Here is a 23,424-nt window from a genome sequence, read left to right as displayed (position 1 = left end):
CAAGCAGAAACATCCCCTGCCATTGAAACCACCCCAAGCCTGCCCCATCTAACACCCATACCCCATTGCGCAGGTGCCCCATGAGCGACCAGCAAGAATTCCCGGACAACCCCGACGATTACACCGAAGCCGAACACATCGAACACCATCCCACCGGCAAAGGCCTGGCCCTGCCCGGCCAGAACCTGCCGGACAAGGTCTACGTCATCCCGATCCACAACCGCCCGTTCTTCCCGGCCCAAGTGCTGCCGGTCATCGTCAACGAAGAACCTTGGGCCGAAACCCTCGATCTGGTGAGCAAATCCGACCACCACTCCCTGGCCCTGTTCTTCATGGATACGCCCCAGGAAGACCCGCGCCACTTCAACACCAAAGCCCTGCCCGAATACGGCACGCTGGTGAAGGTGCACCACGCCAGCCGTGAAAACGGCAAATTGCAGTTCGTCGCCCAGGGCCTGAGCCGCGTGCGCATCAAGACCTGGCTCAAGCACCACCGCCCGCCGTATCTGGTCGAAGTCGAATACCCGCACCAGCCCACCGAGCCGACCGACGAGGTCAAGGCCTACGGCATGGCGCTGATCAACGCGATCAAGGAGCTGCTGCCGCTCAACCCGCTGTACAGCGAAGAACTGAAGAACTACCTCAACCGCTTCAGCCCCAACGATCCATCGCCGCTGACCGACTTCGCCGCCGCCCTGACCTCCGCCACCGGCCCCGAGCTGCAGGAAGTGCTCGACTGCGTGCCGATGCTCAAGCGCATGGAAAAAGTCCTGCCGATGCTGCGCAAGGAAGTCGAAGTCGCGCGCCTGCAGAAAGAGATCTCTGCCGAAGTCAACCGCAAGATCGGCGAGCATCAGCGCGAGTTCTTCCTCAAGGAACAACTCAAGGTCATCCAGCAGGAACTCGGCCTGACCAAGGACGACCGCAGCGCCGACCTTGAGCAATTCGAGCAGCGCCTGGAAGGCAAAGTCCTGCCGGCGCAGGTGCAAAAGCGCCTAGAAGAAGAAATGAACAAGCTGTCGATCCTCGAAACCGGTTCGCCGGAATATGCGGTCACGCGCAACTACCTCGACTGGGCGACGTCAGTGCCGTGGGGCGTGTACGGCGAGGACAAACTCGACCTCAAGCACGCGCGCAAGGTGCTCGACAAACACCACGCCGGCCTCGATGACATCAAGGACCGCATCCTCGAATTCCTCGCCGTGGGTGCCTACAAAGGCGAAATCAGCGGCTCCATCGTATTGCTGGTCGGCCCGCCGGGCGTGGGTAAAACCAGCGTCGGCAAATCCATCGCCGAATCCCTCGGCCGGCCGTTCTACCGCTTCAGCCTCGGCGGCATGCGCGACGAAGCCGAGATCAAGGGCCATCGCCGCACTTACATCGGCGCGCAACCGGGCAAACTCGTCCAGGCCTTGAAAGACGTTGAAGTGATGAACCCGGTGATCATGCTCGACGAGATCGACAAAATGGGCCAGAGCTACCAGGGCGACCCGGCCTCGGCGCTGCTGGAAACCCTCGATCCGGAGCAGAACGTCGAATTCCTCGACCACTACCTCGACCTGCGCATGGACCTGTCGAAAGTCCTGTTCGTGTGCACCGCCAACACTTTGGATTCGATTCCCGGCCCGTTGCTGGACCGAATGGAAGTGATTCGCCTGTCGGGCTACATCACCGAAGAAAAGGTCGCCATCGCCAAACGTCACCTGTGGCCGAAACTGCTGGAAAAGGCCGGTGTGTCCAAAGGCAGCCTGAGCATCAGCGACAGCGCGCTCAAGGCGTTGATCGACGGTTACGCCCGTGAAGCCGGGGTTCGCCAGCTCGAAAAGCAAATGGGCAAACTGGTGCGCAAAGCGGTGATGAAACTCATCGACGACCCGAAAGCGGTGATCAAGCTCGGCCCGAAAGACCTCGAAGCCTCGCTGGGCCATCCGGTGTTCCGCAACGAACAAGTGCTGTCCGGCACCGGCGTGATCACCGGCCTGGCCTGGACCAGCATGGGCGGCGCGACCCTGCCGATCGAAGCCACGCGGATTCACACGCTCAATCGCGGCTTCAAACTCACCGGGCAATTGGGCGATGTGATGAAGGAGTCGGCGGAGATCGCCTACAGCTACGTCAGCTCGCACCTGAAATCGTTCGGCGGGGATCCGAAGTTCTTCGACGAAGCCTTTGTCCACCTGCACGTGCCGGAAGGCGCGACACCGAAAGACGGCCCGAGCGCGGGCGTGACCATGGCCAGCGCCCTGCTCTCCCTCGCCCGCAACCAGCCGCCGAAAAAAGGCGTGGCAATGACGGGCGAACTGACCCTCACCGGGCATGTGCTGCCGATTGGCGGTGTGCGCGAGAAGGTGATCGCGGCGCGGCGGCAAAAGATCTTCGAACTGATCCTGCCGGAGCCGAACCGTGGCAACTTTGAGGAATTGCCGGACTATCTGAAGGAAGGCATTACAGTGCATTTTGCCAAGCGCTTCGCGGATGTGGCGAAGGTGTTGTTCTGACAGAGCTTTAGCGCCTGACCTACCGCTATCGCTGGCAAGCCAGCTCCCACAGTGTTCGATGTGTTCACAAATTCTGTGTTCACCACAATCCCTGTGGGAGCTGGCTTGCCAGCGATGGCGTGAGTGCAGTCCACACTGGACTGCCTGACTGTCACACTTTGTCTCATCTTCAGTTATGCTCGCCGTTCGTCGCCAACCGGAGCCGCTGACCTTATGTCCCCCCCTCGCCTGTTCGTCCCCCTCGCCCTCTCTTTGCTGGCCGCCTGCGCCACGCAGCCAAAACAGAACGTGACCGTGGAAAACCAGAGCGAATGCCCCGTGCAGTTGACCAACGGACAAAATCTGATCGTGATGCTGCCGAGCAACCCGACCACGGGCTATCGCTGGGCCATTCAGGACTCGGCCGGCGGTGTGCTGCATGCCCTCAGCCCCGAGGTCTACAGCAGCCCGAAAGACTCGGGCATGGTCGGTGCGGGCGGCTTCTCCACCTGGCGCTTTCAGGCCTTCGCCACCGGCACCGGGCGCCTGCGCCTGACCTCGCAGCAACCTTGGGAACCGGAAGTTGAGCCGGCAGAAACCTTCGACTGCGCCATTTCGGTGAACTGATCGTGGGCTGGCTGATTCTGGCGCTGATGGGCGCAGTGACCTTTCTCTATGGCGTCAGCACCCATGCGGCGCTGCTATGCCTGTTGGTCAAACCGCTGCCGGTACTGGCCCTGCTCGGCTGGTTGCACGATGCACCGCCCAGCGACTATCGCCGCTGGATCAGCCTCGGTCTGATTTTCTCTTTATTCGGCGATGTGCTGCTGGCGTGGCCGGGTGATCTTTTCGTGTTTGGCCTCGGGGCGTTTCTGGTAGCGCATCTGGCGTATCTCAAGGCTTACCTCAGCGATTGCCGGCGTTTGGCTCTGCTGCCGCTGGTTCTTGCCCTTGGCGTTGGCGCCGTGCTGTTGGGCATATTGATCAGCAGCGGACTTGGACCGTTGACCGTGCCGGTGATCGTCTACGGCACCGCCATCAGCGCCATGCTCTGGCGCGCCCTCGCTCGGCTCGGCAGCGGCGTACCGCAACGCTCGGCACTGCTGGCGGCGGGCGGCGCAGTGGCGTTCGTGTTCTCCGACAGCGTGATCGGCATTGACCGCTTTGTAGCGCCGTTTCATGCCGCGCCTTACGTGATCATCCTCAGTTACTGGCTAGGGCAGTGGGGGATTGCCGCTTCGGCGTTTTCCCACACAAAACGCGCCACCCTTTAAAAGATCGCAGCCTTCGGCAGCTCCTACAGGGATCAATGTAGGAGCTGCCGAAGGCTGCGATCTTTTGATTGGGTGGTTTATCAGACAACCAAGCATCCCAGCGCCACTTTGGCTAAAATGCCGGCCTTTTCATCGACACCGCCGGAACCGCCGTGAGCAAAGAACCCGATCGCATTTTCGCCCAGCCGATGGCCCAGGTGCCTGACTTCGCCTTCAACGAGGACGTGGTGCGGGTGTTCCCGGACATGATCAAGCGTTCGGTGCCGGGTTATCCGACCATCGTCGAAAACCTCGGTGTGCTCGCGGCGCAATTCGCTCAGCCCAACAGCGTGCTGTACGACCTCGGAGCTTCGCTTGGCGCAGTGACTCAAGCCCTGCGCCGTCACGTGCGCACCGAGGGTTGCCGGGTGATCGCGGTGGATAACTCGACGGCGATGGTCGAACGCTGCCGCGAGTACCTCAACGGTCAGGACTCGATGTTCCAGGAGTTGCTGCCGGTCGAAGTGATCGAAGGCGACATTCTCGCCCTCGAGTTCAAACCGGCCTCGGTGGTGGCGCTGAACTTCACCCTGCAATTCATCGCCCCGGATCAGCGCACTGCGTTGCTGTCGCGCATTCGCCAGTCGCTGCTGCCCGGTGGCGCGTTGATCCTCTCGGAAAAGCTGCGCTTCAACGATGCCGAAGAACACGCGCTGCTCACTGATCTGCACGTCGCATTCAAACGCGCCAACGGCTACAGCGAACTGGAAATCGCCCAGAAGCGCAGCGCCATCGAAAACGTCATGAAGCCCGACAGCCTCGAAGAACACCGCGAACGCCTGCTGGCCGCCGGGTTCTCGAAAGTCGTGCCGTGGTTCCAGTGTCTTAACTTTGCCTCGTTGATTGCCTTGCCATGATTGATCTGTCCCCCCTCGCCCGCCGCCTGGCCGGCACCCCGCTGGCCGACTGGGCCAACACCCTGCAAGTGCAACTCGACAAGAAAATGGAGAAAGGTCATGGCGACCTCGAGCGCTGGCAGAGTGCGCTGGACGCATTGCCGAAGATCCAGCCGAGTGACGTCGATCTGCTCAACGGTCTGACACTCGACACCGATTGCGACGACGAAACCCGCGCGCAAATGCGCACCGCTCTGATGGGCCTGTCGCCATGGCGCAAAGGCCCGTTCGATCTGTTCGGCGTGCACGTCGACACCGAATGGCGCTCGGACTGGAAGTGGTCGCGGGTCGCGCCGCATCTGGATCTGAAGGGCAAACGCATCCTCGACGTCGGTTGCGGCAACGGCTACTACATGTGGCGCATGCTCGGCGCCGGCGCCGACAGCGTGATCGGCGTCGATCCGAACTGGCTGTTCTTCTGCCAGTTCCAGGCGGTGCAACGTTACCTGTCCGAGCCGAATGCCTGGCACCTGCCGTTCCCGTTCGAAGACCTGCCGCCAAACCTCGAAGGCTTCGACACGGTGTTCTCGATGGGTGTGTTCTACCACCGGCGTTCGCCGATCGAGCATTTGCTGGCGCTGAAGGATTGCCTGGTCAAGGGCGGCGAACTGGTGCTGGAAACCCTGGTGGTCGAGGGCGACAAGCATCAGGTGCTGGTGCCTGAAGATCGTTACGCACAGATGCGCAACGTATGGTTCCTGCCGTCGGTGCCGGCATTGGAATTGTGGCTGCGTCGGGCAGGTTTCAGCGACATTCGCTGCGTGGACGTCAGCCTGACCACCGTCGAAGAACAGCGCAGCACCGAGTGGATGAAGTATCAGTCGCTGAGCGACTTCCTCGACCCCGAAGACCACAGCAAGACCATCGAAGGCCTGCCGGCGCCGATGCGCGCGGTCATCGTCGCGAAGAAGTAACGATCCCTTCCAGACACTGCAAAAAACTGTGGGAGCTGGCTTGCCAGCGATAACGGTGGATCAGTCGACATCAATGCTTGATGTGCCGACGCCATCGCTGGCAAGCCAGCTCCCACAGGGTTTGATGTCGTTCTTCAGTCTGCCGGTTTCGCGCGCCGCGCCCTGAAGAATTCGGTCAGCACCGCGCCACACTCTTCGGCCAGCACCCCACCTTCATACAACACCCGGTGATTCAAAAAACCCTGGGTAAAGAACTGTCCCTGACTCTGCACGATCCCGGCTTTCGGCTCCAGCGCGCCATACACCACCCGCGCAATGCGTGAATGCACGATCAGCCCGGCGCACATGCTGCACGGTTCCAGCGTCACGTAGAGCGTGCTGCCCGGCAGGCGATAGTTGTTGATGGCCTGGGCGGCGGCGCGGATCGCGACCATTTCCGCGTGGGCGCTCGGGTCGCTGGTGGTAATCGGGCAGTTGAAACCGCGACCGATAATCTCGCCGTCCTGCACCAGCACCGCGCCGACCGGCACTTCGCCCAGCGCTGCGCCCTGCTCGGCGAGGGCCAGGGCTTCGCGCATGAAGTCGCGGTCACGGCTGCGGTCGATGATCGCGGCGGGGCGAATCTGGCGCATCACTTCACCTCGATGGCGGCCATCAGGCCGGTTTCCATGTGGTCGATCACATGGCAATGGAACATCCACACCCCCGGGTTATCCGCCACCAGCGCCACTTGCGCACGCTCGTTCTTGCCCAGCAGATAAGTGTCGGTGAAGTACGGAGTGATCTTGTGCCGGTTCGACGCAATCACCTTGAAACTCATGCCGTGCAGGTGGATCGGGTGCTGGTACTGGGTCATGTTCTTCAGTTCGAAGATGTAGCTCTGGCCCAGCTTCAGGCTGGCAATCGGCCGATCCGCGCAGGTCTTGTCGGTGATGTCCCAAGCCTTGCCGTTGATCTGCCACAGGCTCGGCGGCTTGCCGTTGTCGACATTCACCGACACCGAACCGACCCATTCGAAATTGAAGTTGAGTTTCTCGGCATTCGCCAGATCCGGCTCGGCCACCGGGTTGGCGGGCAAGGCTTTCGGCCAGTCGGTCGGCGCATCGTTATTGGCCACCGAACGCAATGTGCCCAACCGCACCGGGCCATTGCGCAGCGACAACTCTTCACCGGCCGCTGGCGCCTTGATCGCCAGGCAAATGCGCATGCCAGGGCCGAGCCAGTATTCCTTGCCCAAGGGGCGCGGCTCGACCGGGTTGCCGTCCAGCGCATAGATCTGCGCTTCGACACCGGGGATGTTGATGCGATACGTCAGGGTATTATCGAGGTTGAGCAAACGCACACGGGTGATCTGCCCCGCCGCCAGCTCGATTACCGGCGAGGGCACACCATTGATGGTCGACAGCCGCCCCGCCGTGCCGCCACGGGCCGCTTCGCGAGGAATGCTGAACTCGACGAAATTGCCTTCCTCGTCAATGTGCCAGTTCTTCAGGCTCAAGGTCTTTTCGTACTTGAAACCGGTCGGCTCGCGCTCTTCGACGATCAGCGGCCCGACCAGCCCGCGCCCCAGCTCTTCGCTGCTGCTGACGTGCGGGTGATACCAGTAGCTGCCGGCGTCCGGCACACGGAATTTGTAATCGAAGTATTCACCAGGCAGCACCGGCAGTTGCGAAACGTACGGCACGCCGTCCATCTCCAGCGGCAGACGGATGCCGTGCCAGTGAATGGTGGTCGCCACCGGCAGATGGTTGATGAAGCGCACCCGCAACCATTCGCCCTGACGCACGCGCAATTCGGTGCCCGGCGCCGACGGGCCGAACGCCCACGCCTCGGTCTTGTGCCCCGGCACCAGTTCAACGTCCAGAGGCGCGGCGATCAGCTCGTAGTCGTGGCCCGCGTCAGCATCGGCCATCTTGCCCAGCCAGTAACGCGACGCGCCGCCCGCCCCCACACCAACGACAACAAGACCGGCCAGGCCACCGAGGATTTGGCGACGGGTAAAGGACATGAACTCAACTACCTCACGAATCAACCGCAGGCCCGGGGGCCGCAAAGGGCAAATACGATACACCCGCAATTGAGAAACGTTAAGGGCGACCTGTGGCCGCACATCACATTAGCAGGCACACCGGGCGAATGAAGCATAACTATGTACCGCACAGGATCGGGATTTCAGGCACATCCTTGCGGGTGACTCATTCAAGGACGAAACCCATGAATCTACTCGCGACACAAACCCGTACGAGTTCTACCGACCAGCAGGCACTCGAAGCCGTTGCCAAATCGTTGGTCCTCCACTGCCCCAGCCTGCAGGACAGCACCCACCAGGTGGCGGCCGATCTGCTTGCCAGACACGACATCCACGATCTTGATCCGGACAAAGTCTACTTTCACCGTTTCAAGACCACGGCCGCTTCCAACGAGAAGACGTTCACCGGCTGGGATCACACTGGCCCCCCTTACGAATCACTGACGCTCACTCAGTTGGTGATCCACCGTTTTCGTGCCACCGATTTCGATAACGCCGACCTGCTGGACCTCTACGGCGGTTTCTACAGCGCCGGGCCGGAAGCGAAGCAATTCGATGAAACCAACGAAGTGCGCCTGCACGGCAACGACGTACTCAAGGCGTTCTGGAGCATCGACTTCAGCAGCCTGTATCGCCAACAGCTGGACACTTTCTGGCAATCCTTTGCCGACGACTTCCGCACCCTGGCCAAATGCAATTTTCTCATCAAGGCGCTCGAGGCGCGTTCGACGCGAACCTTGAGCAGCGACGATTTCAGCCTTGTCGTGAAGTCGGCAGCTTTCGGTCAGTGCGTGCCCGTGACACTGCAATCGCTGCGCGATGAAACCATTCGTCCCGTGGATCTTCAGGTCGCAGTACTGGACATCGATGGTCACGAGGCCAATCAGGCGCTGCGCATCGTGATGGGCGACGGTCGCCAGATTCTCTACCTTACGGGCAGTGAGCCTTCATTCATCACCTTCCAGACCCCGGCAGACCTGCACTTATGGGTACTCAACCAGTTCAATGGCGATGTATCGCGACAGGCGTTACTGACGCATTTCCCGCTCGCTGCGCGCCAGCAGTTGGCGCAGAACCTCACCGAGGTGATGAATCGAATGGTCGCCGGCTGGGGAAAATCCGACCACAGCATGATCAATCGGCTCAATCGCACGGTGTCTGGTGATGCCTTCACGTGGTTGCGGGACTCGACTCGCAGCGCGACGTGGGCTGAGGCTGATCTTTCCCTGACCTCCAACGGTGATCTGCGCAAGAAGCTGTGGATTGGCTACCTCAGCGCCGGCCTCAAGGTCTTCGGCCCCCTGGCAGCCGTCGGTTGGCCGGTGGCGTTACCCGTGATCGGCGCCAGTGTGGCGAGCATGGGCCTGAACATCGATCAGGCCGTCAACGGCAGAACCAGCGCCGAGCGTAAAAGCGGCGTGATCGGAGCGATCCTCAGTGGTATCAACGCACTGTTCAATGCTCCGTTCCTCAAAGGCTCGGGCGCGTTGACCGAAGCAGGCACCACGCTCGATAACGTCGAAGCGACCGAAATGGCCCAGTTGCTCGAAGACACGTTGCCAGCGCAAACCGTTGAATCCACCGAAGATGCAATCCTCTCCACCAGCTCGGAAACAGCCACCCTCTCCGGGGCCTTCCATTCCCTGCCGCCCGCCGTGGAACAACCTGTCGCCATCCCTCAGGCCTATCAATCCAATGAACTGCTCGAGGGGCTGCAACCGATTGCCGACTCCGGCAAATATCAGGGCATTTATCGGCTGAACTCTGATCCACCGTTTGCAGTTCTGATTGGTGACGACGCTTATTACGTGCGTTATTTCCCCGACAGTCAGGGCGGTGGCTATTGGGCGATTGTCGACCCCGTGCGCCCCAACCAGTTCATCCATTCGTTACCGGTGCGCCTGAATGCGGCTGGCCAGTGGGAGCGAATTGTGCAGCCTGGCCTCAAGGGCGGCGGCCAGTGTGTGGGCAAACAATGTGTGATGGCGCCTGACGGTGAAGCGGCGGAGCCTCCTTATGACACACGGGAGTCGGACTTCGCGATGGTTGAGCTGACCGGTCAGGCCTCATCAACGGGGGAAAGCCATTTTCAGCGAATCACGACACCATTCGACATTCGAGGCGCTTTGCGCGATAGCCTCAGAGACTGGGCACTCGACGTACCGCAGACACATATGCCCATGCGAATCCTGACGGGAGCCGTACCGGCACCGGATCTCTATGCCATTCATTGTCTCGCCAGATTCCGCCAGTTGGCGCTTTCCGCCGCCGAATTCTATAGGGAGTTCCACTGGACGATTTTGCCACCACGCCCTCCTGTCCCGGCGTTGACAACCACTACGACGTTTCCGGAGCTGATCGCCAGTGCATTGGAAAACGCGCCAGGATTGGTCATTGGCGAAACGCTTGATCGCCTGACCAGTTTGCGCTTGATGATTGAAAACATGCCGATATTGGCGCGTCATGGCGTAACGACCCTCTACGTGAGGGGGTTGCTGAACGACTTCACACAAACCGGACTGAACCAGTTCTTCCAGAACGGCAACATGAGCGAAGAGTTGCTCGACTACCTGCTTCAACTCAATACCGATCCGGCTGAGCGCTTCAATCTGCTTGAGCTTGTAAGGGCCGGCAGGCGAACCGGCATTCGGATTCAGGCGACCGATTGCGCGGTCACTTACAAGGCATCGACAGCACAGGCGCCGAATATCGAGCAGATGACAACCAGCTACCTGACCAACGAAATCATGCTGGCTGATCGCGTGGCCAATCCCCCCGGCAAATGGGTAGTACTGACCAGTGTGGACAGTGTCAACACACACAGGAATATCGCCGGGATCAGCGAACTGCAGGGAGGGCTCGGTGTGCGTGTTGAAGAAGTAGCGCCTGGCAACGGCTCCCGTGTGGCCATTGATCCGGGTATCGAAGTCGCAACGACTCCTGACGCCAATAGTGAGTTTCAGGGAGATCTGGAGCCTTTGAGAGCGGATCTGCGCGTGCAGGTAGAAGCGCCGTGGGTAAATCACAACGAGTTGCAGACAGCAAGGTTGCTTCGCCGCCGTGGCATGTACCTTTTTGAACGATCACAAGGGGCTTTTACTCTGGTTCACCGCAGCAGCAATCAGATGATCGTCCGAACCCCGGTTCAGGTAAACCTGGACGGCAGTCTGTCGATCAATCGCCCTTCCTGGGCGGTGCATCAACAGCGTTATGCCAACATCGCGCAGCTCTCCCAAGCGCTCCAGCGCATGGGGATGGTGTTGCAAAGCCGACTGCCGGACTGAAGACGGCGCGTCATTCGATGGCGCATAAAAAACCCCGGCCTGGGCCGGGGTTTTCTCAGTCACTCAGCGCGAGGCGCCGTGATCACTCCCACTCAATCGTCGCCGGCGGCTTGCTCGACACGTCATAAGTCACGCGGGAGATGCCTTCGATTTCATTGATGATGCGACCGGACACGGTTTCCAGCAGTTCGTAAGGCAGGTGTGCCCAACGCGCGGTCATGAAGTCGATGGTTTCCACGGCACGCAGGGCCACGACCCAGGCATAACGACGACCATCGCCAACCACGCCAACCGATTTCACTGGCTGGAACACCACGAAAGCCTGGCTGACTTTGTGGTACCAGTCGGCTTTGCGCAGTTCTTCGATGAAGATGTGGTCGGCACGACGCAGCAGGTCGGCGTATTCCTTCTTCACTTCGCCGAGGATGCGAACGCCCAGACCCGGGCCCGGGAACGGGTGACGGTAGACCATGTCGTACGGCAGGCCCAGTTCCAGACCCAGACGACGGACTTCGTCCTTGAACAGTTCGCGCAGTGGCTCGACCAGTTTCAGGTTCATCTCTTCCGGCAGGCCGCCCACGTTGTGGTGCGACTTGATCACGTGCGCCTTGCCGCTTTTCGCGCCAGCCGACTCGATCACGTCCGGGTAGATGGTGCCCTGAGCCAGGTACTTGATGTTGTCCAGCTTGCAGGATTCGGCATCGAACACGTCGATGAAGGTACGGCCGATGATCTTGCGCTTCTTCTCCGGGTCGGCTTCGCCGGCCAGGTTATTGAGGAACTGGTCTTCAGCGTTGGCACGGATCACCTTGACGCCCATGTTCTCGGCGAACATGGCCATCACTTGCTCGCCTTCGTGCAGACGCAGCAGGCCGTTGTCGACGAACACACAGGTCAACTGGTCGCCGATGGCCTTGTGCAGCAGCGCCGCAACCACCGAGGAGTCAACGCCGCCGGACAGACCCAGCAGCACGTTGTCGGTGCCGACCTGTGCGCGGATATTGGCAATGGCGTCTTCAGCAATCTTCGACGGAGTCCACAGGGCTTCACAGCCGCAGATGTCCAGCACGAAGCGCGACAGGATGCGACCGCCCTGCTTGGTGTGGGTCACTTCCGGGTGGAACTGCACGCCGTAGTAAGCGCGCTCGTCGTTGAACATGCCGGCGATCGGGCAGCTCGGGGTGCTGGCCAGGATGTGGAAGTCTTCCGGCATTTTGGTGACCTTGTCACCGTGGCTCATCCATACGTCGAGGCCGAACAGGCCGTCGGCGTCGATGTGGTCTTCGATGCCGTCGAGCAGGCGGCTCTTGCCGACCACGTCAACGCGGGCATAACCGAATTCACGCAGTTCGGAACCTTCAACCTTGCCGCCCAGTTGCTCGGCCATGGTCTGCATGCCGTAGCAGATACCGAAGACCGGCACGCCCAGGTCAAACACCGCTTGCGGGCAGCGCGGGCTGTTGGCTTCGTGCACGGACTCGGGGCCGCCGGCGAGGATGACGCCTTTAGGGGCGAATTCGCGGATCGCATCTTCGTCCATGTCGAACGGGTGCAGTTCGCAGTACACGCCGATCTCGCGCACGCGGCGGGCAATCAGTTGGGTGTATTGCGAGCCGAAGTCGAGGATCAGGATGCGGTGAGCGTGAATGTCGAGGGCCATGATTCAGTCTCGTCTTAAGTAATTCAGAAACAGTCGTGATTCAGAAACAACTCGGGGCTGAATAAAACAGCCCCGGTTGCTTGATATTTGCTTGAAGCTTCAACCTACGCGGTAGTTTGGCGCTTCCTTGGTGATCTGCACGTCGTGAACGTGGGATTCGGCCATACCGGCACCGGTGATCCGCACGAACTCAGGCTTGGTACGCATTTCTTCGATGTCGGCGCTGCCGGTGTAACCCATCGAGGAACGCAGACCGCCCATCAACTGGTGGATGATCGCCGTCAGTGTGCCTTTGTACGGCACACGACCTTCGATACCTTCCGGAACCAGTTTCTCGGCGCCTGCCGAGGAGTCCTGGAAGTAACGGTCGGACGAGCCTTGCGCCTGGGACATGGCGCCCAGCGAACCCATACCGCGATAAGCCTTGTACGAACGGCCCTGGAACAGTTCGATCTCGCCCGGCGCTTCTTCAGTACCGGCGAACATCGAGCCCATCATCACGCAGGACGCACCAGCGACGATGGCCTTGGACAGGTCACCGGAGAAACGGATGCCGCCGTCGGCGATCAACGGCACGCCAGTGCCTTCGAGGGCAGCGGCGACGTTGGCGATGGCACTGATTTGCGGCACGCCGACACCGGCGACGATACGGGTGGTGCAGATCGAGCCAGGGCCGATACCGACCTTGACCGCATCGGCGCCGGCTTCGGCCAGAGCCTTGGCAGCTGCGCCGGTGGCGATGTTGCCGCCGATCACCTGCACTTCAGGGAAATGCTCTTTGACCCAGCGAACGCGGTCGATCACGCCTTTGGAGTGACCGTGCGCGGTGTCGACCACCACCACGTCCACACCGGCGTTGACCAGCGCAGCAACGCGGTCACCGGTGTCTTTACCGGTACCGACGGCAGCACCAACGCGCAGACGACCTTGATCGTCCTTGCTGGCCAGCGGGTAGGCCTTGGCTTTTTCGATGTCTTTGACGGTCATCATGCCTTTGAGGGCAAACTTGTCGTCGACGATCAGGACTTTTTCCAGGCGGTGCTTGTGCAACAGCTCGCGGACTTCGTTCTTGTCGGCACCTTCACGCACGGTGACCAGACGCTCTTTAGGCGTCATCACTTCACGTACGGTGGCTTCCAGACGAGTTTCGAAACGCACGTCACGGGAGGTGACGATGCCGACCAGGTCGCCATCGTGCAGCACCGGAACGCCGGAAATGTTGTGCATGCGGGTCAGTTCGAACAGATCACGGACCGTGGCGTCAGCCTCGATGGTGATCGGATCCTTGACGACGCCGGCTTCGAACTTTTTGACCTTGCGCACTTCGGCAGCTTGCTGCTCGATGGTCATGTTCTTGTGGATAATGCCGATGCCACCTTCCTGAGCCATGGCGATTGCCAGACGGGCTTCAGTGACGGTGTCCATGGCGGCAGAAACCAGAGGAATATTCAGCTCGATGCCACGGGTAAGGCGGGTCTTGAGACTGACTTCGTTAGGAAGTACCTCGGAATAACCGGGCACTAGGAGAATGTCGTCGAATGTCAGAGCTTCTTGGCTGATACGCAGCATCGCGGGGGCTCCCGAGCGGGAAAATGGAAGCGCGCCATTATAGTCAGACACCCCCTGCTGTTCAACGTAAAACTCAGCCTAATTGATGTACGGGCCCCCTGCTTTCTGTAGGAGCTGCCGAAGGCTGCGATGTTTTGATTCTGTTTTTCAGGATCAAGATCAAAAGATCGCAGCCTGCGGCAGCTCCTACAGGGTCATAGTTCGACTTTTACCCAGCTGACAGGCTGATCGAGCCAATCGGCGAATTCGTCGATAAAGCTTTGCTTGAACCCCGCCTCCAGCCAGTTGTTGAAGATGAAGCCCAGGTTGGAAAACGCGCATTCCTGTAAATACAAAAAGCCGTTGATATCGTCTTCATGCCCGCATTCCGGGCAGGTGAAGTTGTCGGTGCGGCCTGGAAACCAGTCTTCGAGGCTTTCGAACAACGCTTCGCCGACTTCGCGACGACACTCGGCGCAACCGGCCTCTTCGAGAAAGCCCTTGGCCGGGGTGTAGATGCAGCGCTTGGTAACGATTTCCAGGCCGTTGATGGGTTCACCGAAGGGCAAAGCCTGCGGGTGCAGTACCACCGCGCGCGCGCCATCGGCGATCGCGTACGCCATGCGATTGCCGGTACGGCCGCAGGTGCTCAGTTCTTCCTTGACGATATTCTTGCGAACCAGCCAGCGCAGGATCGCCCGCGCCCTAGGTTCGTGGACCGGCAGGGTGGAGATTTTCGGGACGATGATGCTTTGCGAATTCATGGAAAGTCCTGCGGTATGGCTTCTGACGCCTTCGCGGGCAAGCCCGCTCCCACAGGGATATGCGTTCCAATGTGGGAGCGGGCTTGCCCGCGAAGGGGCCCTAAAGGCCGGCAGCTTAATCCCTGACAGAATCCGGTCAAGTGCTCACGCCATACTAATAATGTAGCGCCCGATCAACGCAATCCCGCTCGCCAGCACCAGCCATGTCACCAATCGTACAAACGCCTCGCGCGACAAACGCAGGGTCAACCGCCGCCCGATCCACAGCCCCAGCGCCATGGCCGGCAACAGACACAGCGCCAGCATCAACAAGGGTAGCTCGGCATACACCCCGGCGATGGCGAACAGACTCAAACGCACCACCGTGCTGCAACTGATCAGTGCACTTTGCGTGGCCCGGGCCGCGTCCTTGGGCAAACGGCTGTTGAGATAGATCGCGTATAAAAAGCCGCCACTGCCAAACAGCGCCCCAAACAGCCCGCCCACCGTACCCATCGGCAGCGCCCACCCGGCGGACAGCCGAGTCGGCCGGGTTTTCACCCACAAGCTATAAACCGCGTAGGCGCTGATGAATAGTCCCATCAACAGCAACAACAGATCGGATTTGAGATTAAGCAGGAAAATCACCCCCAACGTGCACCCCACCGCCATGCACGGCAGCAGCCGCAACAACTCGGGTTTCGCCACATCCCGGCGCGAGGGCAGCAGATTGCCGAACGCCGCGACGAAATCCAGCAGCACCAGCAACGGCACGATCTTCGACAGCGGCATGAACAGAATCAGAATCGGCCCCGCGACCAGCGCCGTACCGAACCCGGCAATCCCGAAGACGATATAGGCCAGCGCGATACCGAAGCCGATCATCACCCAGCCACCCACGCCCCACGCCCACTCGCTCAACAAACCCACCACACTCATCGATCCACTTCCTTTATAAGCCTGAGATGACTTTAGCCAGCGCCGAGGGTTGCGACTAATATGTTCAAAGCCACCCACTCATCTCGAAAAGGCATACCTGGTGCTTTCAACCCGTCAACTGCGCTACTTCGTGGAAATCGCCGAAAGCGGCAGTTTCAGCGCCGCCGCCGAACGCCTGTTCATCGCGCAATCGGCCTTGAGCCGGCAGATCAAGGACATGGAAGCCCGCCTGCAAACCCCGCTGTTCGAGCGCACTGCTCGCCAGCCTCGGCTTACCGCCGCCGGCGAGGCTTTTTTGCCCCGGGCCAGAAACCTGCTCAATGAACTGAGCAAAGCCAGCGCGATGGCGACCGAAGTCGGCAACGGTCAACTGGGCACCTTGCGCCTGAGCCATTCCAGCACCGTATCGATCAGCGGGCATTTATTGGGTCGGATCAGCACCTATCTCGATCAACAGAACGGCGTATCGCTGGACATTGGCAAGCTGTCCTCCGAAGCGCAGCTTGAGGAGCTCGCTGAAGGCCGTCTCGACATCGGCCTGTTGCGCTTGCCCGTTTTGCGCCAGCGTGAGGGCATTCGGATTGTGCCGCTGTTCACCGAGCGCTTGCTGCTGGCGGTGCCGAACGATCATCGACTGGCCGATGCATCCTCCATCGAACTGGCGCAATTGCAAGACGAAGCCTTTATATCGATCCCGCATCCACAGCGCGGCGGCCTCAGCTATCTGTGTGCCGACCTGTGCATGCGCCAGGGCTTTTTTCCCAAACCAGCGCGGGTGATGTCACGCAAGACTACGCAGTTGCAGCTGATCCAGGCTGGATTCGGCATCGCCTTGCTGCCCGAATCGATGCAGGACATTGCCCCGCCCGGCGTACGATTTCTGCCCCTGAACGATCCCGATTGCCAAAGCACCGTCGCCCTCGCCCACCGGCAAAACCCCACCCCACTGACTCAACACTTCATCCAGACCTTCACAAATCCCCTGTAGGAGCTGACGAGTGAAACGAGGCTGCGATCTTTTGCTCTTTTTCATACAGATCAAGATCAAAAGATCGCAGCCTTCGGCAGCTCCTACAGGGATTCGTGTATTGCGTCGGAAATTAGCTTTAAACTGCGCCCCATGATTAAAGATCCCTTTGCAAGACTTGGCCTGGACCGTGAAGTCCTGACCGTCAGCCAGCTCAACGGCCGCGCACGGGTGTTGCTCGAAGACGTGTTCAGCAACATCTGGGTCGAAGGCGAAATCTCTAACCTTGCCCGCCCGGCGTCCGGTCACGTGTATTTCACTCTTAAGGACAGCGGTGCGCAGGTGCGTTGCGCGCTGTTCCGCAATAATGCGGCGCGGGTGCGTCAGGCGTTGAAGGACGGCCTGGCCGTGAAGGTGCGCGGCAAGGTCTCGCTGTTCGAAGGGCGCGGCGACTATCAGCTGATTCTCGATACCGTGGAGCCGGCCGGTGACGGCGCGCTGCGCCTGGCCTTCGATGCGCTGAAGGAAAAGCTCAGCGCCGAAGGCCTGTTCAGTGCCGAACGCAAAGTGCCCCTGCCGGCGCATCCGCAACGCATCGGCATCATCAGCTCGCCGACCGGCGCGGTGATTCGCGACATCATCAGCGTGTTCCGCCGCCGGGCGCCGCAGGTGCAACTGACGCTGATCCCGACTGCCGTGCAGGGCCGCGAAGCCACTACGCAGATCGTCCGCGCGCTGAAACTGGCCGATGCCCGTGGTTTCGACGCGCTGATCCTGGCCCGTGGCGGCGGTTCGCTGGAAGATCTCTGGTGCTTCAACGAAGAGGCCGTGGCCCGGGCGATCGATGCCTGCGTGACCCCCATTGTCAGCGCCGTCGGGCATGAAACCGACGTGTCGATCAGCGACTTCGTGGCTGACGTGCGCGCGCCAACGCCCTCCGCTGCCGCCGAGCTGCTGGCGCCGGATTCGAGCCACCTGATCCGTCAGGTCGACAGCCTGCACCGGCGCCTGGTGATGCGCATGCGCGACCGTTTGATGCGCGATCGCCTGCGCCTGGAAGGCATGGCCCGCCGTCTGCGCCACCCCGGCGAACGCCTGCGTCAGCAAGCGCAGCGTCTGGATGACCTGGACATGCGCATGCGCCGGGCGTTCGAACGTCAGCTCAATACCCGCCGCGAACGCCTGATCCGCCTGGAAACCCGCCTCGCCGGGCAACATCCGGGTCGGCAACTGGCGATGCTGCGTCAGCGCCTCGACAGCCTCGCCGAACGCCTGCCGCGGGCCATGCGCGAAGGTCTGAAAAGCCGTCGCCTGCAACTGCACAGCCAGATGCAGACGCTGCATGTGGTCAGTCCGCTGGCGACTCTTGGTCGGGGCTACAGCATTCTGCTGGATGAGCGCGGCCACGCGATTCGCAACGCCGCGCAGACCCACACCGGCCAGCGCCTGAAGGCCAGACTGGGCGAAGGCGAACTGCAAGTGCGCGTCGAGGACAATCACTTGACGCCTGTCACCCTTTCTTTACTGGACTGATCCATGCCGCGTTTTCTTGCTCCGTTATTGTTGCTGTGCCTGACCACCTTCAACGCCCACGCCGACAGCTACATCACCCGTCTGCTGAACAAACCGGTGCCGGGCGGCGTGGCGGTGGTCGATCTGGGCAGCGCCGCGCAGGCGCCTAAAGCCACCTATCAGGGCAAACCGGTGCTGGTTGTGAAAGAACAGAACAACTGGCTGGCGATTGTCGGCGTGCCGCTGACGGTCAAACCCGGCAGTCAGCAGATCAGCAGCGGCGGGCGCAATCTGCCATTCACCGTCGGCAACAAGAAGTACCCGGAGCAGCACATCACCCTGAAGAACACCCAACAGGTCAATCCGAACCCGGCCAACCTCAAGCGCATCGAGGGCGAGCTGGCCGAGCAGATCAAGGCCTACCGCAGCTTCAGCCCGAACACCCCGAGCAATCTGCTGCTGGACAAACCGGTCAACGGGCCGCTGTCGAGCAAGTTCGGTGTGCGCCGCTTCTTCAACGGCGAGGAGCGCAATCCGCACGCCGGCCTCGACTTTGCCGTGCCGGCGGGCACGCCGATCAAGACCCCGGCGGCGGGCAAGGTGATCCTCACCGGCAACTACTTTTTCAATGGCAATACGGTGTTTGTCGATCACGGGCAGGGCTTTATCAGCATGTTCTGCCACATGTCGAAAATCGATGTGAAGGTCGGCGATCAACTGGCCCGCGGCGCGGTGGTTGGCAAAGTCGGCTCGACCGGCCGGGCAACCGGGCCGCACATGCACTGGAACATCAGCCTGAATGATGCGCGGGTGGATCCGGCGATTTTCATTGGTGCGTTCCAGCCCTGAATTTGGTGTTGAGGCCACGGGCCTCTTCGCGGGCAAGCCCGCTCCCACAGGTTTTTCGGGTGTACATAATATTCGTGTACGACACGGACACTGCGGGAGCGGGCTTGCCCGCGAATGCGGTCCACCCAGTCCGAAAATATTGCTGACACCCGACCAACATCAATTGCGCCCCAATCTAACCTCACGCAAATATCAATAAGAACCGCCGACTTAAACGCAATAAAATTCTGCAAAATCCAGTATTTCGAGTATTCCTCTCAATTTTTTTCGACTGCTTGCCATCCTCTCCCCTCGCGGTTAGGGTTGAAGGCATGAAAACCTCTCACACCCTTATTCAGCTTCGCCAGCACCGCAGCCTGTGCCTCGTCAGCGCACGACTGCCGGGCTGAATCGCTGTGCCTCGTCCCAAGCGTTTCCCCGAACATTCGTTCCACCGGCAGGCCGCCTCTTTTCGGCCCAGACAATAAGGAATTTCCCGATGAGCATGCTCAAAAACCCGTCTTCGAAATACCGCGCGTTCCCCGTCATCAACTTGCCGGATCGTACCTGGCCGTCGAAAACCATCGACGCCGCGCCGATCTGGTGCAGTTCCGACCTGCGTGACGGCAACCAGTCGCTGATCGAGCCAATGGACGCGGTGAAGAAGCTGCGCTTCTGGAAAACCCTTGTTCAGGTAGGCGTGAAGGAAATCGAAGCCTCGTTCCCGGCCGCTTCGCAAACCGACTTCGATTTCGTGCGCACCCTGATCGAAGAAGGCCATATCCCGGACGACACCACCATTCAGGTGCTGACCCAGGGCCGTGAGGACCTGATCGAGCGCACCTTCGAATCCCTGCGCGGGGCGAAGAAAGCCATCGTTCACCTGTACAACGCTACTTCGCCTTCCTTCCGTCGCATCGTCTTCAATCAGGACAAGGACGGCATCAAGGCCATCGCAGTGAACGCCGCCAAGCTGTTCGTCAAATACGCGGCGATGCAGCCGGACACCGAGTGGACCTTCGAATACTCGCCGGAAACCTTCAGCGCCACCGAGCTGGAATTCGCCAAGGAAGTCTGTGACGCGGTGATCGAGGTCTGGAACCCGACGCCTGAGCACAAGATGATCCTCAACCTGCCGGCCACCGTTGAATGCGCGACCCCGAACGTCTACGCCGACCAGATCGAATGGTTCGGCCGCAACATCAACCGTCGTGACAGCGTGATCATCAGCCTGCACACCCACAACGACCGTGGCACCGGTGTCGCCGCTACCGAGCTGGGCCTGATGGCTGGCGCGGATCGCGTCGAAGGCTGCCTGTTCGGCAACGGCGAGCGCACCGGTAACGTCGACCTCGTTACTGTGGCACTGAACATGTACACCCAGGGCGTTGACCCTGAGCTGGACTTCTCCGACATCGACGGCGTGCGCAAAGTCGTCGAAGAGTGCAACCAGATCCAGGTGCACCCGCGTCATCCGTACGTCGGCGACCTGGTCCACACCGCATTCTCCGGCTCGCACCAGGACGCGATCCGCAAGGGTTTCGCCCAGCAGAAACCGGACACTCTGTGGGAAGTGCCGTACCTGCCGATCGACCCGGCCGACATCGGCCGCAGCTACGAGGCGGTGATTCGTGTGAACAGCCAGTCCGGCAAGGGCGGTATCGCCTACTTGCTGGAGCAGGAATACGGCATCAGCCTGCCGCGTCGCATGCAGATCGAGTTCAGCCAGGTGGTGCAGCGTGAAACCGATCGCCTCGGCCTGGAGATGACCGCCAAGCAGATCCACTCGCTGTTGATCAGCGAATACCTGCAAGCCAACACCCCGTACGCGCTGGTCAGCCATCGCCTGCAGGAAGAAAACGGCAACAGCGCCGTCGAAGTGGAAGTGGCGAGCAAGGGTCAGGGCGAAACCAACCTGCACTGGCGCGGCAAGGGCAACGGTGCGCTGGAAGCCCTGGTGGCCGGTCTGCCGGTTCCGGTGGAAATCATGGACTACAACGAACACGCGATCGGCGCGGGCACCAACGCCAAAGCGGCGGCGTACATCGAGCTGCGCGTGAACGGTGAGCGTGCGGTGCACGGCGTGGGTATCGATGAAAACATCACCACCGCCAGCTTCAAGGCGCTGTTCAGTGCCCTGAACCGCTCGTTGAGCCAGCCTGAGGCGAAAGCGGCTTAAGCCCTCGCTGAAATGCAAAAGGCCCCGGAGTGTGAACTCCGGGGCCTTTTTGTTGAGGATCAAAAGATCGCAGCCTTCGGCAGCTCCTACAGGATGTACGCCGTCCCCATGTAGGAGCTGCCGAAGGCTGCGATCTTTTGCTTTTCAGGTGAACTCGAAGGTATCCGCATCCAGATTCGCCGGAAAGCGCTCGCGATATGCCGCCAGTGGCGCGGCTTCCAGCACGACCTTGAACACCCCGTCCGCCTCCCCCGCCGCCAGCAACGTTTCACCCTGGAAATCCAGCACCTGACTGTCGCCGGTGTAGGCAAAGCCCTTGCCGTCAGTGCCAACGCGATTCACCGCCGCCACATAACACAGGTTTTCAATCGCCCGTGCCGGCAACAAGCGGTTCCAGTGCAGACGCCGGGCACCCGGCCAGTTGGCGGTGTACAGCAGCAGATCGGTGTCCTGCGCATCGCGACTCCACACCGGGAAGCGCAGGTCGTAGCAAATCAACGGACGGATGCGCCAGCCCTTGAGCTCGAACTGCACCTGGCGCTCGCCGGGGGTGTAGTGGTTGTGCTCGCCAGCCATGCGGAACAGATGACGCTTGTCGTAATGCCAGACTTCGCCGTCCGGCCGCGCCCACAGCAGGCGGTTGCGATGACTGCCGTCAGCCGCCTGAATGATCACACTGCCGGTGATCACCGCATTGAGCTTTGCAGCCTGGGCCTTCATCCACTTACTGGTCGGGCCGTGCTCGGCTTCGGCGAGGGTTTCCGACTCCATGGAGAAGCCAGTGGTGAACATCTCCGGCAGGATGATCAAATCTGCGCCTCGGGCCTGCTCCAGCAGCACCTCGAAGTGCTCAAGGTTGGCCTGACGGTCATGCCAGGCCAGGCAGGTCTGGATCAGCGCCAGATTGAGATCAGGCAAAGCACTCAGATCACGCATAGTTTTGCCGCCGCTTCACGCAGCGTCTCCTCGCGTTTGGCAAAGCACAGACGCACCAGGCGCTGGCCTTGCGGGGGATTCTGGTAGAACACCGAGACTGGAATACTGGCGACGCCGTGCTCACGGGTCATCCAGATCGCCATGTCGACGTCGTTCAAGTCAGGGCGAATCTGCGAGTAGTCGACCAACTGGAAATACGTGCCGGTGACGCGGGTAAAAGTAAAACGCGACGGCGCCAGCAGATCGCAGAACAGGTCGCGCTTGGCCTGATAGAAACCCGGCAGCTCTTCAACGTGTTCCGGGTGTTCGGCCATGTAATCGGCCAGGGCGTATTGCAGCGGCGTGACCCCGCAGAAACTGACGTACTGGTGCACCTTGCGCAGCTCGGCGGTCAGCGCCGGTGGCGCCACCACGTAGCCGGTTTTCCAGCCCGTGACGTGATAAGTCTTGCCGAACGAGCTGACCACGAACGCGCGCTGATACAGCTCTTCGTGGGCCAGCACGCTGACATGCGGCACGCCGTCGAACACCAGGTGTTCATAGACTTCATCGCTGATCAGGTAGATGTCCCGACCCCGGATCAACTCCGCCAGTTGATCCAGTTCCGCACGACTGATCAGCGCTCCGCTCGGGTTGTGCGGGGTATTGATGACGATCATTTTCGTGCGCGGACTCAGCGCCGCGGCGAGCTTGTCGAAATCGATGGAGAAATCGTTCGGGTTCAACTGCACATGCACACAACGGCCGCCCGCCAACTGCGTCGCCGGGTCATAGCTGTCGTAGCAAGGGTCGAACACGATGACTTCGTCACCGCTGTGGATAACCGCCTGAATCGCACAGAAGATCGCCTGGGTCGCGCCCGGCGTCACGGTCACTTCGCTGTCGGCATCGACTTTCACGCCATAGCTGCGCGCGATCTTCGCCGCGATCTGCTCGCGCAGGGCCGGCAGGCCGGTCATCGGCGAATACTGGTTATGGCCGCTGGCGATATGCCGGCCGACCGCGTCACGCAGGGACTGCGGGCCGTCAAAATCAGGGAAACCCTGGGACAGGTTGATGGCTCCGGTCTGCGCCGCGAGCTGAGACATCTGCGTGAAAATAGTGATGCCGACATTCGGCAGCTTACTGGTGATCATCGAGGGGTTCCCTGCTCTACACCCGGCTCTGACGGCGGCGCGGGAGAGCCCGAGGATAGCCCA

At 60.7% G+C, this 23,424-nt stretch carries 18 protein-coding genes; 10 read left to right on the top strand and 8 right to left on the bottom strand.

Annotated features, from left to right (window positions below; translation table 11 throughout):
• Positions 1-80 precede the first annotated feature (80 nt).
• The 5 genes from lon to cmoB all read left to right on the top strand — a co-directional run bounded on the left by lon (position 81) and on the right by cmoB (position 5,600).
• Positions 81-2,498, top strand: a complete 2,418-nt coding sequence (lon, locus tag DBR18_RS11490) for an endopeptidase La (RefSeq protein ID WP_108590397.1) — start codon at positions 81-83, stop codon at positions 2,496-2,498.
• Between the two features lie 213 nt (positions 2,499-2,711).
• Positions 2,712-3,104 (top strand): protease inhibitor I42 family protein, encoded by a 393-nt coding sequence (locus DBR18_RS11485; protein ID WP_108590396.1) that lies wholly within the window; start codon positions 2,712-2,714, stop codon positions 3,102-3,104.
• 2 nt (positions 3,105-3,106) lie between these two features.
• On the top strand, positions 3,107-3,751 hold the full coding sequence (locus DBR18_RS11480; protein ID WP_177482371.1) for a lysoplasmalogenase: 645 nt from the start codon (positions 3,107-3,109) through the stop codon (positions 3,749-3,751).
• 188 nt (positions 3,752-3,939) lie between these two features.
• Complete coding sequence (gene cmoA, locus DBR18_RS11475; RefSeq protein ID WP_256588681.1) at positions 3,940-4,647, top strand: carboxy-S-adenosyl-L-methionine synthase CmoA; 708 nt, start codon at positions 3,940-3,942, stop codon at positions 4,645-4,647.
• Positions 4,644-5,600 (top strand): tRNA 5-methoxyuridine(34)/uridine 5-oxyacetic acid(34) synthase CmoB, encoded by a 957-nt coding sequence (gene cmoB, locus DBR18_RS11470; protein WP_108590393.1) that lies wholly within the window; start codon positions 4,644-4,646, stop codon positions 5,598-5,600. The genes cmoA and cmoB overlap by 4 nt, the downstream gene beginning before the upstream one ends.
• A gap of 134 nt (positions 5,601-5,734) precedes the next feature.
• Here cmoB and tadA read toward each other — a convergent pair whose 3' ends face one another.
• Together tadA and DBR18_RS11460 are read right to left on the bottom strand one after the other, a co-directional pair.
• A complete protein-coding gene (tadA, locus tag DBR18_RS11465; protein ID WP_108590392.1) occupies positions 5,735-6,232 on the bottom strand; it encodes a tRNA adenosine(34) deaminase TadA in 498 nt (165 codons plus the stop codon).
• Positions 6,232-7,608, bottom strand: a complete 1,377-nt coding sequence (locus DBR18_RS11460; protein WP_108590391.1) for a multicopper oxidase family protein — start codon at positions 7,606-7,608, stop codon at positions 6,232-6,234. The genes tadA and DBR18_RS11460 overlap by 1 nt, the downstream gene beginning before the upstream one ends.
• Positions 7,609-7,814: 206 nt before the next feature.
• On the opposite strand from DBR18_RS11460, the gene DBR18_RS11455 reads away from it, so the two are divergent.
• Positions 7,815-10,913, top strand: coding sequence for a membrane-targeted effector domain-containing toxin (locus DBR18_RS11455; RefSeq protein ID WP_108590390.1), 3,099 nt, complete (start codon positions 7,815-7,817; stop codon positions 10,911-10,913).
• 82 nt (positions 10,914-10,995) lie between these two features.
• On the opposite strand, the gene guaA is transcribed toward DBR18_RS11455, so the two are convergent.
• From guaA to DBR18_RS11430, 4 genes are all read right to left on the bottom strand, one after another.
• A complete protein-coding gene (guaA, locus tag DBR18_RS11450) occupies positions 10,996-12,573 on the bottom strand; it encodes a glutamine-hydrolyzing GMP synthase (RefSeq protein WP_108590389.1) in 1,578 nt (525 codons plus the stop codon).
• 99 nt (positions 12,574-12,672) lie between these two features.
• Positions 12,673-14,142, bottom strand: coding sequence for an IMP dehydrogenase (gene guaB, locus DBR18_RS11445; protein WP_108590388.1), 1,470 nt, complete (start codon positions 14,140-14,142; stop codon positions 12,673-12,675).
• 194 nt (positions 14,143-14,336) lie between these two features.
• On the bottom strand, positions 14,337-14,885 hold the full coding sequence (locus tag DBR18_RS11435) for a sugar ABC transporter ATPase (protein ID WP_108590387.1): 549 nt from the start codon (positions 14,883-14,885) through the stop codon (positions 14,337-14,339).
• Positions 14,886-15,029: 144 nt separating this feature from the next.
• Positions 15,030-15,803 (bottom strand): sulfite exporter TauE/SafE family protein, encoded by a 774-nt coding sequence (locus DBR18_RS11430; RefSeq protein WP_108590386.1) that lies wholly within the window; start codon positions 15,801-15,803, stop codon positions 15,030-15,032.
• A 100-nt stretch (positions 15,804-15,903) separates the two neighbouring features.
• On the opposite strand from DBR18_RS11430, the gene DBR18_RS11425 reads away from it, so the two are divergent.
• The 4 genes from DBR18_RS11425 (at position 15,904) to leuA (ending at position 21,289) form a co-directional block, all read left to right on the top strand.
• A complete protein-coding gene (locus tag DBR18_RS11425; protein ID WP_108590385.1) occupies positions 15,904-16,791 on the top strand; it encodes a LysR family transcriptional regulator in 888 nt (295 codons plus the stop codon).
• 132 nt (positions 16,792-16,923) lie between these two features.
• On the top strand, positions 16,924-18,303 hold the full coding sequence (xseA, locus tag DBR18_RS11420) for an exodeoxyribonuclease VII large subunit (protein WP_108590384.1): 1,380 nt from the start codon (positions 16,924-16,926) through the stop codon (positions 18,301-18,303).
• Positions 18,304-18,306: 3 nt separating this feature from the next.
• Positions 18,307-19,131 carry a peptidoglycan DD-metalloendopeptidase family protein gene (locus DBR18_RS11415; RefSeq protein ID WP_108590383.1) on the top strand — a complete coding sequence of 275 codons (825 nt, stop codon included), beginning with the start codon at positions 18,307-18,309 and terminating at the stop codon, positions 19,129-19,131.
• Positions 19,132-19,609: 478 nt separating this feature from the next.
• Positions 19,610-21,289 carry a 2-isopropylmalate synthase gene (gene leuA, locus DBR18_RS11405; RefSeq protein WP_108590382.1) on the top strand — a complete coding sequence of 560 codons (1,680 nt, stop codon included), beginning with the start codon at positions 19,610-19,612 and terminating at the stop codon, positions 21,287-21,289.
• 144 nt (positions 21,290-21,433) lie between these two features.
• Here leuA and DBR18_RS11400 read toward each other — a convergent pair whose 3' ends face one another.
• Together DBR18_RS11400 and DBR18_RS11395 are read right to left on the bottom strand one after the other, a co-directional pair.
• Positions 21,434-22,225, bottom strand: a complete 792-nt coding sequence (locus DBR18_RS11400; RefSeq protein ID WP_108590399.1) for an amidohydrolase — start codon at positions 22,223-22,225, stop codon at positions 21,434-21,436.
• The gene (locus DBR18_RS11395; RefSeq protein WP_108590381.1) at positions 22,213-23,361 is read right to left on the bottom strand and encodes a pyridoxal phosphate-dependent aminotransferase; all 1,149 of its coding nucleotides are present in this window, start codon (positions 23,359-23,361) and stop codon (positions 22,213-22,215) included. The genes DBR18_RS11400 and DBR18_RS11395 overlap by 13 nt, the downstream gene beginning before the upstream one ends.
• Between the last annotated feature and the right edge of the window lie 63 nt (positions 23,362-23,424).

It is taken from the genome of Pseudomonas sp. HMWF021, assembly GCF_003061005.1.
Lineage (GTDB): Bacteria > Pseudomonadota > Gammaproteobacteria > Pseudomonadales > Pseudomonadaceae > Aquipseudomonas.
Note: the sequence above shows the minus strand (reverse complement) of the source record. Positions and strands in the feature narration are given on the sequence as shown.